The sequence below is a fragment of the Pseudomonas asiatica genome (genome assembly GCF_009932335.1).
Lineage (GTDB): Bacteria > Pseudomonadota > Gammaproteobacteria > Pseudomonadales > Pseudomonadaceae > Aquipseudomonas > Aquipseudomonas asiatica.
In genome coordinates this window covers 3381719-3397813 of the sequence record NZ_BLJF01000001.1, presented here as the reverse complement: position 1 = coordinate 3397813, position 16095 = coordinate 3381719, and the positions used below count along the sequence as shown (strand labels likewise).

Annotated in this window: 14 protein-coding genes and 6 tRNA genes; 16 read left to right on the top strand and 4 right to left on the bottom strand. The window is 61.3% G+C overall.

The genetic code is table 11. The annotated features are described in order from the left end of the window. Position 1: 1 nt before the first annotated feature. From astB to astE, 3 genes are read left to right on the top strand one after another with little or no spacing between them, the layout of a single operon-like run. Positions 2-1351: an N-succinylarginine dihydrolase gene (gene astB, locus GYA95_RS15810; RefSeq protein WP_015271266.1), complete on the top strand. Its 1350-nt coding sequence runs from the start codon at positions 2-4 to the stop codon at positions 1349-1351. Positions 1352-1365: 14 nt separating this feature from the next. After that, a complete protein-coding gene (locus GYA95_RS15805) occupies positions 1366-1656 on the top strand; it encodes a topoisomerase II (protein WP_003256592.1) in 291 nt (96 codons plus the stop codon). A gap of 10 nt (positions 1657-1666) precedes the next feature. Further along, positions 1667-2674 carry a succinylglutamate desuccinylase gene (gene astE / locus GYA95_RS15800; protein ID WP_015271265.1) on the top strand — a complete coding sequence of 336 codons (1008 nt, stop codon included), beginning with the start codon at positions 1667-1669 and terminating at the stop codon, positions 2672-2674. Positions 2675-2695: 21 nt separating this feature from the next. On the opposite strand, the gene GYA95_RS15795 is transcribed toward astE, so the two are convergent. Continuing rightward, the gene (locus GYA95_RS15795) at positions 2696-3976 is read right to left on the bottom strand and encodes a M91 family zinc metallopeptidase (RefSeq protein ID WP_015271264.1); all 1281 of its coding nucleotides are present in this window, start codon (positions 3974-3976) and stop codon (positions 2696-2698) included. 265 nt (positions 3977-4241) lie between these two features. Between GYA95_RS15795 and alaS the strand changes: the two genes are divergently transcribed. The 9 genes from alaS (at position 4242) to mgtE (ending at position 11306) form a co-directional block, all read left to right on the top strand. Next, entirely contained in the window at positions 4242-6866 is a 2625-nt protein-coding gene (alaS, locus tag GYA95_RS15790; protein WP_015271263.1) for an alanine--tRNA ligase, read from the top strand. Positions 6867-6950: 84 nt separating this feature from the next. Next, on the top strand, positions 6951-8186 hold the full coding sequence (locus tag GYA95_RS15785; protein ID WP_013973645.1) for an aspartate kinase: 1236 nt from the start codon (positions 6951-6953) through the stop codon (positions 8184-8186). Positions 8187-8352: 166 nt separating this feature from the next. Then, positions 8353-8541 (top strand): carbon storage regulator CsrA, encoded by a 189-nt coding sequence (gene csrA, locus GYA95_RS15780; RefSeq protein WP_003254503.1) that lies wholly within the window; start codon positions 8353-8355, stop codon positions 8539-8541. A gap of 72 nt (positions 8542-8613) precedes the next feature. After that, positions 8614-8704: transfer RNA gene (locus tag GYA95_RS15775), tRNA-Ser, on the top strand. 106 nt (positions 8705-8810) lie between these two features. Next, positions 8811-8887 (top strand) — tRNA-Arg (locus GYA95_RS15770). 71 nt (positions 8888-8958) lie between these two features. Further along, positions 8959-9035: transfer RNA gene (locus tag GYA95_RS15765), tRNA-Arg, on the top strand. A gap of 71 nt (positions 9036-9106) precedes the next feature. Then, positions 9107-9183, top strand: a tRNA-Arg gene (locus GYA95_RS15760). 72 nt (positions 9184-9255) lie between these two features. Continuing rightward, positions 9256-9332: transfer RNA gene (locus tag GYA95_RS15755), tRNA-Arg, on the top strand. A 531-nt stretch (positions 9333-9863) separates the two neighbouring features. Further along, entirely contained in the window at positions 9864-11306 is a 1443-nt protein-coding gene (gene mgtE, locus GYA95_RS15750) for a magnesium transporter (protein WP_015271262.1), read from the top strand. Between the two features lie 81 nt (positions 11307-11387). Here mgtE and GYA95_RS15745 read toward each other — a convergent pair whose 3' ends face one another. Beyond that, on the bottom strand, positions 11388-11714 hold the full coding sequence (locus GYA95_RS15745) for an Arc family DNA-binding protein (RefSeq protein ID WP_015271261.1): 327 nt from the start codon (positions 11712-11714) through the stop codon (positions 11388-11390). Between the two features lie 345 nt (positions 11715-12059). On the opposite strand from GYA95_RS15745, the gene phnN reads away from it, so the two are divergent. Together phnN and GYA95_RS15735 are read left to right on the top strand one after the other, a co-directional pair. Then, positions 12060-12653: a phosphonate metabolism protein/1,5-bisphosphokinase (PRPP-forming) PhnN gene (gene phnN, locus GYA95_RS15740; RefSeq protein ID WP_043935818.1), complete on the top strand. Its 594-nt coding sequence runs from the start codon at positions 12060-12062 to the stop codon at positions 12651-12653. Between the two features lie 111 nt (positions 12654-12764). After that, positions 12765-12841 (top strand) — tRNA-Arg (locus tag GYA95_RS15735). A gap of 74 nt (positions 12842-12915) precedes the next feature. Here the strand turns inward: GYA95_RS15735 and GYA95_RS15730 are convergent. Together GYA95_RS15730 and GYA95_RS15725 are read right to left on the bottom strand one after the other, a co-directional pair. After that, the gene (locus tag GYA95_RS15730) at positions 12916-13242 is read right to left on the bottom strand and encodes an AzlD domain-containing protein (protein WP_015271259.1); all 327 of its coding nucleotides are present in this window, start codon (positions 13240-13242) and stop codon (positions 12916-12918) included. Next, complete coding sequence (locus GYA95_RS15725; protein ID WP_015271258.1) at positions 13239-13973, bottom strand: AzlC family ABC transporter permease; 735 nt, start codon at positions 13971-13973, stop codon at positions 13239-13241. Before GYA95_RS15725 ends, GYA95_RS15730 begins: the two co-directional genes overlap by 4 nt. A gap of 121 nt (positions 13974-14094) precedes the next feature. Between GYA95_RS15725 and GYA95_RS15720 the strand changes: the two genes are divergently transcribed. Continuing rightward, positions 14095-14973 (top strand): LysR family transcriptional regulator, encoded by an 879-nt coding sequence (locus GYA95_RS15720; protein WP_015271257.1) that lies wholly within the window; start codon positions 14095-14097, stop codon positions 14971-14973. A gap of 93 nt (positions 14974-15066) precedes the next feature. Beyond that, positions 15067-16065 carry a sensor domain-containing diguanylate cyclase gene (locus tag GYA95_RS15715; protein ID WP_015271256.1) on the top strand — a complete coding sequence of 333 codons (999 nt, stop codon included), beginning with the start codon at positions 15067-15069 and terminating at the stop codon, positions 16063-16065. Positions 16066-16095 lie beyond the last annotated feature (30 nt).

Sequence of the window (16095 nt, the reverse complement as noted above, 5' to 3'; positions counted from 1 at the left end):
GATGAAATCCTACGAAGTGAATTTTGATGGCCTGGTGGGGCCTACCCACAACTATGGCGGCCTGTCCTACGGCAACGTGGCTTCGCAGAGCAACAGCCAGCAGGGTTCCAACCCGCGCGAAGCCGCGCGCCAGGGCCTGGCGAAGATGAAAGCGCTGGCCGACATGGGCTTCAAGCAGGGCGTGCTGGCGCCGCAGGAGCGCCCGGACGTGGCTGCACTGCGCCGCCTGGGCTTCAGCGGCAGCGATGCCGAAGTGATCCAGCGTGCCGCCAAGGAGGCCATGCCATTGCTGGTGGCCAGTTGCTCGGCTTCGAGCATGTGGGTGGCCAACGCCGCCACGGTCAGCCCCAGTGCCGACACTGCCGATGGCCGCGTGCATTTCACTGCTGCCAACCTCAACTGCAAGTACCACCGCAGCATCGAGCACCCGACCACCAGCCGCGTGCTGGGGGCCATGTTCAGCAACGACAAGCACTTTGCCCACCACGCGGCACTGCCTGCCGTGGCACAGTTCGGTGACGAGGGGGCGGCCAACCACACGCGCTTCTGCCGTACCTATGGCGAGGCCGGCGTGGAGTTCTTCGTCTACGGCCGCAGCGCCTTCGACAGCCGCTACCCGGCGCCGCAGAAGTACCCGGCCCGGCAGACCCTGGAAGCCTCCCAGGCCGTGGCCCGGCTGCATGGTCTGGGCGATGACGGCGTGGTCTACGCTCAACAGAACCCGGCGGTGATCGACCAGGGCGTGTTCCACAACGATGTGATTGCGGTGGGCAACGGCGAGGTGCTGTTCTACCACGAGGACGCTTTCCTTGAGACGGACGCGGTACTTGGCCAGCTGCGAGCTAAACTGGCCAGCAAGGGTGGCAACTTCCAGGCCATCTGCGTGCCGCGGGCGGCGGTGACGGTAGAGGACGCAGTGCGTTCATACCTGTTCAACAGCCAGTTGCTCAGCCGCGACGACGGCTCCATGCTGCTGGTGGTGCCGGAAGAGTGCCGCAACAACGAGCGGGTCTGGGCCTATCTGGGCCAGTTGACCAGCCAGGGCGGCCCGGTGCGGGAGGTGAAAGTGTTCGACCTCAAGCAGAGCATGCAGAACGGCGGTGGGCCGGCTTGCCTGCGTTTGCGCGTGGCGTTGAAGGAAACGGAACTGGCAGCGGTCAACCAAGGCGTTATCATGACCGCCTCGCTGTACGACACCCTGTTGCAGTGGGTCGACAAGCATTACCGCGATCGCCTTGGCGAGGCGGACCTGGCCGACCCGCAATTGCTGGTGGAATGCCGTACGGCACTGGACGAATTGACCCAGATCCTGAAGTTGGGCTCGGTGTATCCGTTCCAACGCCAACCTTGAAGAGAGACTTTGCAATGACCGACGCCCTGCGCCTTATCCTGGAAGATGAAGACGGCACTCAGCTGGAAACTTCCTGCACCCGCTTTGCCGTTGTCTGGCAAGGCAAGGAAGTGTGGATTCAGCAGGATGGTCGTGGCCAGCTGCTGATCGGCGTGGATGTCGAGGAAGACGACACCGAGTACGCCAACCTGCTGCTGCGCCCGATGGCCACCAACCTGGTCAGCCTGCAGCTGGAAATGGAACCGGCGGAGGTCGGCGAAGACGACGATCACGTCCATGGCCCCGATTGCGGCCACCACCACTAAGGAAGTACCTATGCTCGCCCTTGGCAAATTGCTTGAGCTGACCCTCACCGATCACGAACCGGCCGAGAAGACCCAAGTGACACCCAAGGGCGCGCGTTTGCGCTGGCTGGGGGAGGGCGCGCTCGAAGTGCGCCCGGCCGAAAACGAGGATTGCGGGCTGGACCTGCTGCTGTCCGCCGGCATCCACGGCAACGAAACGGCACCGATCGAGTTGCTCGAGCGGCTGCTGCATGGCGTGGCCAACGGCAAGATCAAACCCAAGGCCCGGGTGCTTTTCCTGTTTGGCAACCCCGCAGCGATCCGCAAGGGCGAGCGCTTCATCGAGCAGGACATCAACCGCCTGTTCAACGGCCGCCACGAGCTGTCCAGTGGCTTCGAGGCATTGCGTGCCGCCGAGCTGGAACAGTTCGCCCGGGTGTTCTTCAGCAAGGCGGGGCGCAGCCGCCTGCACTACGACCTGCATACCGCCATCCGCGGCTCGAAGATCGAGCAGTTCGCCTTGTACCCTTATAAAGAGGGGCGCAAGCATTCCCGTCGCGAGCTGGCACGCCTGGCGGCGGCGGGCATGGAGGCGGTGTTGTTGCAGAGCAAGTCTTCCATCACTTTCAGCGCCTTCACCTATGAGCAGTTGGAGGCAGAAGCCTTCACCCTGGAGTTGGGCAAGGCCCGCCCGTTCGGCCAGAACGAGGAGGTCAACCTCGACAAGCTGGAGGAGCGGCTGATCAGCATCATCGAAAACACCGAGCCCGAAGGCGAAGGTTCGCTGGATGGCCTGCAGCTGTTCAGCGTTTCCCGCGAGATCATCAAGCACAGCGACAGCTTCCACCTGCACCTGCCTGCAGACATCGAGAACTTCTCCGAGCTGAGCAAGGGCTACTTGCTGGCCGAGGACCTGGCCGAGACGCGTTGGGTGGTCGAGGAGGAGGGCGCGCGCATCATCTTCCCCAACCCCAAGGTCAAGAATGGCCTCAGGGCGGGGATTCTGATCGTTCCCGACTCCGGCCAGCGATTAGGCTGAGCTGGCCCCGATAGCCTGGGTTCACGGCTGTGTGCGCAGCTCCAGTTGCAACGCCTGACGCAGCCCGTTTTCAGTGAAGGCGGGTGGGTTGGTGTTCAGGGCGGTGCTGCCGCCGAATGTGAACCTGCAATCGGTGGGCAAGCCGATGCTCTGTAGCAGCAGGTTGTCCACCGGATAGGCGCCGTTTTTGCCTTGAACCTCGGTCTGGCCCGGAAACACGGTGCCTGACATCGAGTTCCAACCTTGGCACAGGCAGCGGTACAGGTCGAGCAGTGGCAGTTGCGCAGCGGTCGACCAGCCTGGGTTGTATGCCAGTGTGCCGCCGCTGTATCCCCAGCTACTCTGGTTTTCGTCGATGATGAAGTGGCCTTCGTCTTCATCTTCTTCGTGGTCGCTGGGTGTATAGGTCGTGAATTGGTGTCTGGCTGCTTCGATCACGCTGATCGGGGCTCCGGACTGCCCGGCCTTTTTATCCAGGGCCGCCAGTAGCGCCTGGCCACAGGGTAGTTTGCGCAGCAGTTCCAGCGCGTCCTCTGCCGCTTGCCTGAATTGGTCGCTACCCGTCACTTGCACGCCGATATTGCCCAGGGCCTGATGTTCGTCCATCACGGGCCGGGCCAGTCGTGCATCGTTTTCGGCATTGCGGTAGAGCTCGACCCTGGAGGACTCGCGGCCAAGCAGGCGGTGCCCCGTGACGTTGACAACCGCGTCGCCCTTGTCGATGAGTACCGGGCCGCTACCGACCACAATCTGGTGCGTGCCGGTATGGGCGTCGATGTGGACGATACCTGCGCCGGTCTCGATCCTGTTGCCGGTCCCTATCATGTCGATCAGCACCGTCTTCTTCACCTCCGGGGCGATGACCACGTGGTGATTGCCATCGGTGAGGCGAATGGCAATGGCTTGGGCGGTATGCGCGGGGACCATGAATACCGCATCGTTGATGGTAACTTCCAGCAGGCATTCGCGCGGGGCGATACGTACGCGCTTTTGCTGTTCATTCGCGCGCAGCGCACGCGGGGCCACGTTGAAGACCAGCAACTCGCTGTTCGGGGTGCTGCGGCGATAGCGCCGGCCCAATGGATAGGCGCGTTCGAGGGTGATTCGCACATTTTCGTCGGCCTGGATGTACTTGACCTCGGTCTGCTGCCGAGGGTTGTCTTCGTTATTGTCGAAGGCGGTTTGCGAGTGGCCGGGTTCCCGGGCGTCGATGTAGTAGATCGGTCTCGGGTTGGTCTGCATGATGCCGTGGGGTAGCGGATGCGGGTCCGAGTGGAGTTTGGATATGTTCAGCTCAGGCATGGAGTGCTCCGGTAGCGAGGGTGGGTCGGCAGGATCCCGTTCCACTGCCCGGGTCAGGTGTTGCTTATGTACCGCATGGGTGGGCCCGCAGGTCTGCTTTTCCGCCCTGGTCGTGCTAATGAACGGCTTTTCATCCGCCGATTGCTGTTCTGGTGTACAAACACACTGTATCTCCCGTTCAGGCTGGATATAATGGCGCCCTTTGCCGTCGTTTCGTCGATTCGACGTATTAGCCCAAACGGCCGCCGTTTCCGTGGAAGAACCTATGAAAAGCGCAGAAATCCGTGAAGCCTTCCTTCGCTTCTTCGAAGAGCAGGGACATACCCGAGTCGCCTCCAGTTCGCTGATCCCGAACAACGACCCGACCCTGCTGTTCACCAATGCCGGCATGAACCAGTTCAAGGACTGCTTCCTCGGTGCGGAGAAGCGTGCCTACACGCGTGCCGTCAGTAGCCAGAAGTGCGTGCGCGCAGGTGGCAAGCACAACGACCTGGAAAACGTCGGTTACACCGCGCGTCACCACACCTTCTTCGAAATGCTGGGCAACTTCAGCTTCGGTGACTACTTCAAGCGCGACGCGATCACTTTCGCCTGGACCTTCCTGACTTCGGAAAAATGGCTGAACCTGCCCAAGGAAAAGCTCTGGGTCACCGTCTACGCCACTGACGACGAAGCCTACGATATCTGGACCAAGGAAGTCGGCGTGCCGGCCGAGCGCATGGTGCGCATCGGCGACAACAAGGGCGCCCCGTACGCTTCCGACAACTTCTGGACCATGGGCGACACCGGCCCATGCGGCCCGTGCACCGAGATCTTCTACGACCACGGCCCGGACATCTGGGGCGGCCCACCCGGCTCGCCGGAAGAAGACGGCGATCGCTACATCGAGATCTGGAACAACGTCTTCATGCAGTTCAACCGCACCGCCGACGGCGTGCTGCACCCGCTGCCAGCGCCGTCTGTGGACACCGGCATGGGCCTGGAGCGCGTCAGCGCCGTGCTGCAGCACGTGCACTCGAACTACGAGATCGACCTGTTCCAGAACCTGCTGTCGGCCGCGGCCAAGGCCATCGGTTGCAGCAATGAGGGCCAGGCCTCGCTGAAAGTGGTCGCCGACCACATCCGTTCGTGCGGCTTCCTGATCGCCGACGGCGTGCTGCCGTCCAACGAAGGCCGTGGCTACGTGCTGCGCCGCATCATTCGCCGCGCCTGCCGCCACGGTAACAAGCTGGGCGCCAAAGGCAGCTTCTTCTACCAGATCGTTGCCGCGCTGGTCGCTGAAATGGGCGAGGCCTTCCCGGAACTGAACAGCCAGCAGGCGCACATCGAGCGCGTGCTCAAGGCTGAAGAAGAACAGTTCGCCAAGACCCTGGAGCAGGGCCTGCGCATCCTTGAGCAGGACCTGGCCCAGCTCGAGGGTGATGTGGTGCCGGGCGACGTGGTGTTCAAGCTGTACGACACCTACGGCTTCCCGATGGACCTGACCGCCGACATCGCCCGTGAGCGCGAGCTGACCATCGACGAAGCCGGTTTCGAGCGCGAGATGGACGCCCAGCGTGAACGTGCCCGTTCCGCCAGCGCCTTCGGCATGGACTACAACAGCCTGGTCAAGGTCGACAGCGCCACCGAGTTCCTCGGCTACGAGGCCACCGAAGGCCAGGGCAAGATCATCGCCCTGTACAAGGACGGCCAGGCCGTCGACCAGCTGGGTGAAGGCGAGCAGGGCGTGGTCGTGCTCGACCGCACGCCGTTCTACGCCGAATCCGGTGGCCAGGTGGGCGACACCGGCTACCTGCAGGCTGGCGCTGCGCGCTTCGACGTGCGCGACACCACCAAGACCGGTGGTGCCTTCCTGCACCACGGCGTGGTTGCCAGCGGTGCGCTGGTGATCGGCTCCCCGGTCGAGGCCAAGGTCGATGCCGACGTGCAGCACGCCACCTCGCTGAACCACTCCGCCACCCACCTGCTGCACGAAGCGCTGCGCCAGGTACTGGGCGAACACGTACAGCAGAAAGGCTCGCTGGTCGACAGCCAGCGCCTGCGTTTTGACTTCAGCCACTTCGAGGCGGTGAAACCGGAGCAGATCAAGGCCCTGGAAGACATCGTCAACCGTGAAGTGCGCAAGAACACTGCGGTGGAAACCGAACTGACCGACATCGAAACCGCCAAGGCCAAGGGTGCCATGGCGCTGTTCGGCGAGAAGTACGGCGACACCGTGCGTGTGCTGAGCATGGGCGGCGATTTCTCGGTGGAGCTGTGCGGCGGTATCCACGCCAAGCGCACCGGTGACATCAGCCTGTTCAAGATCATCAGCGAAGGCGGCGTGGCCTCTGGCGTGCGCCGTATCGAAGCGGTCACCGGCGCTGCTGCGCTGGCCTACCTGAACGCTGCCGAAGAGCAGGTCAAGGAAGCCGCGCAGCTGGTGAAGGGTAACCGCGACAACCTGATCGACAAGCTGTCGGCTGTGCTCGAGCGCAACCGCCAGCTGGAGAAGCAGCTGGAACAGCTGCAGGCCAAGGCCGCCAGCGCCGCCGGGGATGATCTCTCCAACGCGGCCGTTGAGGTCAAGGGCGCCAAGGTGCTCGCCGCCCGCCTGGATGGACAGGACGGCAAGGCACTGCTGGCGCTGGTCGATCAGCTGAAGAACAAGCTCGGCCACGCAGTGATCCTGCTGGGCAGCGAGCATGAGGGCAAGGTTGTGCTGGTGGCCGGCGTGACCAAGGACCTCTCCAGCCAACTCAAGGCTGGCGATCTGATGAAACAAGCCGCTGCGGCGGTGGGTGGCAAGGGCGGTGGTCGTCCGGACATGGCTCAGGGTGGCGGCGTCGACGTCGCCGCACTGGACCAGGCCCTGGCGCTGGCCGTGCCATTCGCAGAGCAGGGACTTTGAGATGAGGGGGCCGGCGGTCTAGTCGCCGGCCTCTTCATGTTGGATTGTTTTTTGGGGCCCTGTATGGGCTGAGGCACCATTGAAATGGCGTTGATCGTACAGAAATTTGGCGGCACCTCTGTCGGTTCCATCGAGCGGATCGAGCAGGTAGCCGATAAGGTCAAGAAACACCGTGAAGCGGGCGACGACCTGGTGGTTGTGCTGTCGGCAATGAGCGGTGAAACCAATCGCCTGATCGACCTGGCCAAGCAGATCACCGATCAGCCGGTTCCGCGTGAGCTGGACGTGATCGTGTCGACCGGTGAGCAGGTCACCATTGCCTTGCTGACCATGGCCTTGATCAAGCGCGGTGTGCCAGCGGTGTCCTACACCGGCAACCAGGTGCGCATTCTCACCGACAGCGCACACAACAAGGCGCGCATCCTGCAGATCGACGACCAGAAGATTCGTGCCGACCTCAAGGAAGGCCGCGTGGTCGTGGTAGCAGGCTTCCAGGGCGTCGACGAGCACGGCAGCATCACCACGCTTGGCCGTGGCGGCTCCGACACCACGGGTGTGGCCCTGGCGGCTGCGCTGAAGGCTGACGAGTGCCAGATCTACACCGACGTCGATGGCGTCTACACCACCGACCCGCGTGTTGTGCCGCAGGCCCAGCGCCTGGAGAAGATCACCTTCGAAGAGATGCTGGAAATGGCCAGCCTCGGTTCCAAGGTGCTGCAGATCCGTTCGGTGGAGTTCGCCGGCAAGTACAACGTTCCGCTGCGCGTGCTGCACAGCTTCAAGGAGGGTCCGGGTACCCTCATTACCATTGATGAAGAGGAATCCATGGAACAGCCGATCATTTCCGGTATCGCCTTCAACCGTGATGAAGCCAAGCTGACCATTCGCGGCGTGCCGGACACCCCGGGCGTGGCCTTCAAGATCCTCGGCCCGATCAGTGCCTCGAACATCGAGGTCGACATGATCGTGCAGAACGTTGCCCACGATAACACCACCGACTTCACCTTCACCGTGCACCGCAACGAGTACGAGAAGGCGCAGAGCGTGCTGGAAAACACTGCCCGCGAAATCGGTGCCCGTGAAGTGATCGGCGACACCAAGATCGCCAAGGTCTCGATCGTCGGCGTCGGCATGCGTTCGCACGCCGGTGTTGCCAGCCGCATGTTCGAAGCCCTGGCCAAGGAGAGCATCAACATCCAGATGATCTCCACCTCCGAGATCAAGGTTTCGGTCGTGATCGAAGAGAAGTACCTGGAGCTGGCCGTGCGCGCGCTGCACACCGCGTTCGAGCTCGACGCCCCGGCACGACAGAGCGAGTAATACGCTGCCTGGAAGGGCGCGGCTTGCCGCGCCCTTCGCGTTTCTGCTCGCCACGCAGGCCCGTCCTGCCCTGTGTGGCGATCAACCAGGCCCAGGTCGTCGTCCACGACCAGGCCGCGACACCCAAGACTGTTACCCCCTGAATGTTCTGCGTAAGGAGAAAGCTATGTTGATTCTGACTCGTCGGTGCGCCGAGAGCCTGATCATTGGAGACGGCGAGATCACCGTGACGGTGCTCGGCGTAAAAGGCAACCAGGTGCGTATTGGCGTCAGCGCCCCGAAAGAAGTGGCTGTACACCGCGAGGAAATCTACCTGCGGATCAAGAAAGAGAAGGACGAGGAGCCAAGCCTTTAATTTTTTTGAAGTTTTTTTCAAAAAAAGGGTTGCAAACGAGGAAGAGCCTGTTTAATATTCGCCTCGTGTTGCGGTGAGGTGGCCGAGTGGCCGAAGGCGCTCCCCTGCTAAGGGAGTATACCTCATAAGGGTATCGGGGGTTCGAATCCCCCCTTCACCGCCATTATTCGCTTAGGGCGCTGTAAACGGTAAGAACGCTAAGTAGTTGATTTTAAACGAAAAAGTTCTTGCAAAAATGTTTCAGCGACCTATAATGCGCGGCAAGACACGGACTCATAGCTCAGCTGGATAGAGTACTCGGCTACGAACCGAGCGGTCGGAGGTTCGAATCCTCCTGAGTCCGCCACTTTTGAAGTGGCTTTGCTTGCAAGGCTGCTTCAATCAACCAGTGGTAATCTGGTCTAAAACTACCATCGCGGACTCATAGCTCAGCTGGATAGAGTACTCGGCTACGAACCGAGCGGTCGGAGGTTCGAATCCTCCTGAGTCCGCCACTTTTGAAGTGGCTTTGCTTGCAAGGCTGCTTCAATCAACCAGTGGTAATCTGGTCTAAAACTACCATCGCGGACTCATAGCTCAGCTGGATAGAGTACTCGGCTACGAACCGAGCGGTCGCAGGTTCGAATCCTGCTGAGTCCGCCACTTTTTGAAGTGGCTCTGCTTGCAAAGGCACTTCAACCAACCAGTGGTAATCTGGTCTAAAAATACCACCACGGACTCATAGCTCAGCTGGATAGAGTACTCGGCTACGAACCGAGCGGTCGGAGGTTCGAATCCTCCTGAGTCCGCCACACCAAATCAAGAAGCCCGCTCAGTTGAGCGGGCTTTTTGTTTTTCTACGCCAATGAATTGTTGCTGATGTCGATCTACGCTCTTCTGTAATGATTGTGGTGTAGCTTGGGGTCGCCATGCGGCCCATCGCCGGCAAGCCAGCTCCCACAGGTATCGCGCTGCTCTCTGGACTGTGTTGTCCCTGTGGGAGCTGGCTTGCCGGCGAAAGGGCTGCAAAGCAGCCCCGAATTCGATCAGGTATCGCATACACATCCAGGCACACAACAAATGTGCTTTAACCGCCAGACCCACCGTCGCACTGATAGCTTCGAGCGTTGTCCCAGCTTTATCACGCAAACGATTGTTCTGGCCAAAAATTTTAAGCGATCTGACAGCTTTAGCAGTGTATGATTGCGCCCGTCAGCCCCGCCGGGGCTTGTGGAAAACCACCATGGACTTACCCAGTAGTTACTCGCTAACAAGATTCATACAGAAAGATCTGACCGATTGATTCTCCCGGCGTGCTCCGCTGCTGGGAGTGGAGTTCGCCTATGACTGAAGTAGAAGTAAAAAAAGCGCAGGAAAGCCTGCAGGACCGCCTGGCCCAGGTGGTCGAACTGCTGCAGCGCCAGCGCGTGGTAGAAGACCTGACCCACCGTCAGGAAGGCGCCCACCACGACCTGGTGGAAAACCTGGTCCACCGCCAGAACCTCGTCGAGCTGCAGCGCAAACTCGACGACCTGCACCCCGCCGACATCGCCTACATACTCGAAGCATTGCCCCTGGAAGACCGCCTGACGGTCTGGCAGCTGGTGCGCTCGGATCGCGATGGCGACATCCTGCTGGAAGTGTCCGACGCCGTGCGGCAATCGCTGATCGCCGACATGGACGATCACGAGCTGCTCGCCGCCGCCAAGGAAATGGACGCCGACGAGCTGGCCGACCTGGCTCCAGAGCTGCCGCGTGACGTTGTTCACGAGCTGATGGAAACCCTCGATGCACAGCAACGCGAGCGCGTGCGTTCGGCGCTTAGCTACGACGAGGAGCAGGTTGGTGCGCTGATGGACTTCGAGATGGTCACCATCCGCGAAGACGTCAGCCTGGAAGTGGTGTTGCGCTACCTTCGCCGCCTGAAAGAGCTGCCGAACCACACCGACAAACTCTTCGTGGTCGACTATGACGGCATTCTCAAGGGCGTATTGCCGATCAAGCGCCTGCTGGTCAACGACCCGGAGAAGAAGGTGGCGGAGGTCATGGCGACCGATCCGGTCTCCTTCCACCCCGAGGAAGATGCCTATGATGCGGCGCAGGCCTTCGAGCGTTACGACCTGGTATCTGCGCCAGTTGTGGACAAGAACGAACGCCTGATCGGCCGCTTGACCATCGACGAAATGGTCGACCTGATTCGTGAGGAAAGCGAAAGCGAAGTGCTGAACATGGCCGGTTTGCGCGAGGAAGAAGACATCTTCGCCTCGGTCTGGCGTTCGCTGCGCAACCGCTGGGCCTGGTTGGCCATCAACCTGATTACCGCTTTCGTTGCCTCGCGAGTGATCGGCCTGTTCGAAGGTTCGATCGAGAAACTGGTGGCCCTGGCCGCACTGATGCCGATTGTGGCAGGCATTGGCGGCAACTCCGGTAACCAGACCATCACCATGATCGTGCGTGCCATGGCGCTGGACCAGGTGTCACCGGGCAACACCAGCCGCCTGATGCGCAAGGAGCTGGCGGTATCGCTGCTCAACGGCCTGATCTGGGGCGGGGTGATCGGTGCGGTGGCGTTCTGGTTGTATGGCAGCTGGTCGTTGGGCCTGGTGATGACTGCGGCGATGACCTTGAACCTGCTGTTGGCGGCCTTGATGGGGGTGTTGATTCCGATGACCCTGACACGCCTGGGGCGCGACCCGGCGATGGGCTCCAGCGTGATGATTACCGCGGTGACCGACAGTGGTGGGTTCTTCATCTTCCTCGGGCTGGCGACAGTGTTTCTGCTGTAACCCGCGGATCGCGTCTCTTGCAGGGACACCACCTACAAAAAAGCCAGCTTACGCTGGCTTTTTTGTGTTCGGCTGCAAACCTCAGGAGGCGTCGGCAGCCATTTCCACATCGTGAGCGATGAGGGCCACCAGCGCGTTCTGCTGGCGGTGCGACAGTTGGCGGAAGCGTTGCAGCAACTCGCGTTCATGCAGGGACAGTTCGGGGCTGTCCAGGCGCATGCTCAAATCGTCACCCAGCGCACCTTCCTGGATAAGGCTCTGTTCCAGGCGCGCGATGATTTCGGAGTTCATGCTGCGGTGATGGTTGCGCGCTACCTCGGCAATGCGCTCACGCATCCCGTCGGGCAGGCGGACGACGAACTTGTCAGCGGTGCGGCTCGAATAAATAGCCTGTTTCATTGGGCGCATATAAATTGACCGGATTTTGGTTCAGGGGAAGCGGTTCTCAAATTGGCCGCACGGGGTGGTAGTACGACCGTGGCGACGACGAAATGTTCAACCGTCTGTGAAAAATGGATGCTCATCTTGCCTCATGGTCGCCGTTTCCTTGGCGTCAATTCTGTGACAAATAGTGAGCCGGATAAAGGCTTTGTGCCAGTACCAATTATCAGAAATGAGTACTGGTTTGAAAAGTTTTACATGCACCGGCTTGCCCAATCGTCAGACTCTTGCCGTCAAAAACTGGTAAAACGCAGCAAAAGGCTGGGAATATCCCTAGAATGTGCGGGTTTTCCTCCATAGAGCATAGTGGCTATGCAACATGATGCAAGCGACCGCCAATCAGGCACAGGCCGGTTGATATATCTGATAGGACCGTCGGGTTCCGGGAAAGATTCCCTGATTGACGCTTCCCGTCAGCGGCTTTCAGCCGCCGGGGTGGAAATCGCTCGTCGCGTCATTACCCGTTCGGCTGAAGCCAAGGGCGAAGCCGCCCATGGCGTAACGGCCGAACAGTTCGAAGCAATGCGAGCACAGGGCGCGTTCGCCATGCATTGGCGCGCCAATGGCCTGGATTACGGCATTCCACTGCAGGTGGATCAGTGGCTGGCGGCGGGCAGGTCGGTGCTGGTGAATGGTTCGCGGGCTTATCTCGCCGAGGCGCGCCGGCGCTACCCGAACTTGTTGGCAGTGCTGGTGGAGGTCAGGCACGGAGTGCTGCGCGAGCGCCTGTTGGCCCGCGGCCGGGAAAGCGCAGAGGAAATCGAGCAGCGCCTGGCACGTAATGCACGCTTGCAGGCGCTGGCTGATCCGTCGCTGCATGTGCTGGACAACTCCACCACTTTGGAAACCGCAGTCGCGGCATTGTTCACGCTGCTGCATGATGAAGGTGTGCTGCCGCAGGTGTAGCATTGGCAGAAAAGGATTACGCGAAAAAGCCCGCTTTAGGCATGACAAACGCCAGCATGCTGGTTAACATGCTGGCCGTCCTGCTATGCAGCGTTCGCTGCCGGCACTTGCGTCTCAGTAGCTCAATTGGATAGAGCATCCCCCTCCTAAGGGGAAGGTTGCAGGTTCAATTCCTGCCTGGGACGCCATTTCCTTTCGTTCCCTTACCGCGTTCACCCGGTGTTGGTGACGCGAAATCGGGAAGCCTTGAAGCTGCGTATTCCTACATCCCCAGATGCTTCAAGGCCCACAGCACTCCCATGCCTACAATCAGCGTCAGCATCGTGCTGCGCGTACGCCACGCCACCAGCGCGGCAAGTATCGCCGCTGGTATCTGTGGGTTCATCCAGTCGAACCCCGCCTGCCGGTCCGGGAATACCACGGCCGGCAGTACCAATGCGGCCAACACGCTGGCTGGCACATACGCCAGGGCGCGGCGAAACAGTGGGGGGATGCGCAACACCGTGTGCAACTCGATGAACGACAGGCGGATGGCGAAGGTGCCCAGGCCGATCAGAATGAAGGTCATCCACTGGGTCGTTTCGCTCATGATGCTTCCTGCTCGGTATTGGCTTCTGCCGCAGTTTGCTGTTTTTGCCAGTTCTCGATGGCCAGCCCGGCGATGATGCCGCCCAGCGCGCCAGCCAGCAGGCCGAGGTTGTAGGGCAGGTCGACGGCCAGTACGGCGAGCACACCGCCGGTCAGCGCTGCGCCAAGCGTGGCTGCATTGCGAATGCCGGGTATCAACAGGGCCAGGAACGACAAGGGAATGGCAAAGCCGAGCGACCAGTCTTCAGGAATGCTCGCGCCCAGGTACATGCCCGCCAGCACCGAGAGGTTCCAGCCAAAGAACATGGTGATTGCCGTACCGGCATAGTAGGGGTAGGCATACTGTCCCAGCCCGCCCGTGCCCATCTTCAGCATGCACAGGGCGAAGGACTGGTCCGACAGCATGTACGCCATCGGCCACTTGCGGCGGCGGGGCAACTGGCCCAGGTGCGGGGCCAGGCTGGCGCTGTACATCAGGAAGCGCAGGTTGATCACCAGCGCGGTGACTACCATGGTCACCGGCAGGGCGGCGCTTTGCATCAACTGCATCACCACCATCTGCGCCGAACCGGAGTAGAACAGCAAGGTCATGCCGATGGCATCGGTTGGCGACAGGCCCATGCCGATCGCCGTGACCCCGGTGATCAGGCCGAAGGGCACTATGCCGGAGGTCAATGGCAGGGCGCTGTGGGCACCTTGCCTGAACGCTTGGGGCGCGCTTGGATACGGCATTTGAAATCCTTGAAAGTGTGCAGGCGGTACAAGGGCGGCACGTCCACGTTAATGCGCGCGACAGTTGGCCACAACGTCAGATTTCTGAAATAGTAGGCCTAAAAAAAATAGGCCTGAAACCGTGTACCTCGACACCCCTACCCGGCACTCGCTGCAGCTCAATGCCTTGCGTGCCTTCGAAGCGTCAGCCCGCCTGGGCGGTTTTGCCCGTGCCGCACTCGAACTGAAGGTGACACCGGGGGCCATCGCCGCCCTGGTCAAGACCCTGGAGAACGAATACGGCGCGGCCTTGTTCGAGCGCCATGCCAAAGGCGTACGGCTGACGCCCTTGGGCGAAAGCGTGAAAGGCCAGTTCACCGAGGCATTCGACGCCGTGGAAGCCGCTGCGCGCGCACTGCGCCGCCTGGCGGCACCGCAGCGGGTGCATATCGTCACATCGCCTGCTCTGGCGCAGTTGTGGATCGGGCCACGCCTGCCGGAACTGACCCGCTTGCTGGCACCCATCGAGATCTCGGTGACTGCGGTGGATGAGCCGCCCAACCTGAAGCGCAGCCCGTTCGACCTGTGCCTGTTCTACACCGAAAAGCCCGAGCGCTGGCAACGCAGGATAGCCACGGAAGAAATCCTGCCCGTGTGCGTGCCGGCCCTGGCCACCAGCATCACCAAGCCCGAGGACCTTGCCGACGCCCGTTGCATCGCTGACGTGGGCTGGAACGACTGGGCGGTGTGGACGGGGGCGGTGATGCCCGGGCACAAGTTCGTTGCCCGTGGGCCGGGTTTTTCCCTGTACTCGATCGCCCTGCAGCAAGCCTTGCTGGCCGCCGGGGTGCTGATAGGGCGCAAAAGCCTGGTGCAGCGCTACCTGGACAGCGGTGAACTGGTCGCCCCCATCGACCGCGCTGTGCCACTGGGTGTGACCATCGCCGCATGGCGGCTGCCGGGTGCCAAGGGCAACCAGGTGGTTGCCGCGGTGGAGGAGGCGCTGTTGCATCTGGCTTGAGCGTCCTAGATCCATGCCTGCTTTCACAGCGCCGCAAAAACAGGGCGTCGGGGCTATTCTGTTCGGGTGCGCCAGCCGTCAGGGAGAGCGTCAATGAGTCAGGAAACCCGGCCGGTACCTGCCGGCTTCAGTGAGCAGCAGTTGCGTACGTTGTTCGATCTTATCAGCGATGGTATCTGGGACTGGAATGCCAATACCGGCTACGTCTATCGCAACCCGGGCTGGTACGCCATGCTTGGCTACCCCAGCCACTCCATGGCCAACTCGGTGCTCACCTGGGAAAGCGTGATCCACCCGGAGGACTACCCACGGGTGATGGCGCATTTCGAGGCGTACATCAACCAGCGTAACGAGCACTATCAGGTCGAATACCGCTGCCGTTGCCAGGATGGCAGCTATCTGTGGATAGAAGACAGCGGTTACATCATCGCCCATAACGAGGACGGCTCGGTGGCGCGCATGCTTGGTGCCCACCGCAACATTGACGCCAACAAGCGCCTGGTGGCGCAACTGCAGCAGAGGAACCAGTCGCTGGAAAGCCAGGTGGCCGAACGCACTCGCGAGCTGTCCTGGGTGAACCAGCAGTTGCAGCGGCAGCTGGACGAAAACCGCGAGCTGGCCGAGCGTGATGCGTTGACCCGCATTGCCAATCGCTATCGGCTGGAGAAGGCGTTACAACTGGAGTGCGAGCGTGCCCAGCGCTTTCGCCAGCCGTTGTCGCTGATAGCCATGGATCTGGATGACTTCAAACCGATCAATGACCGCTATGGCCATGCCCATGGCGATGCGGCGCTGTTGCGGGTGGTCGACGTCCTGCGTGCCTGCCTGCGGGAGCAGGACCTGCTGGCGCGCTGGGGTGGGGACGAGTTCGTCATCGTATTGCCGCAGGAGTCGCTGGGCGAGGCACTGGAGGTGGCTGCACGCTTGCGCCAGGCGATGGCGCAGATAGAGCCGGTGGGCGATTGCCGGCTGACCATGAGCTACGGTGTGGTGCAACGGGAGGAAGGGGAGGACCAGCATGCACTGCTGGCGCGTGCCGACAAGGCGCTGTACCGGGCCAAGGGGAGCGGCAAGAACGCCATTGCCGAGTAGTCAGTGCCGGCCTCTTCGCGGGTAAACCCG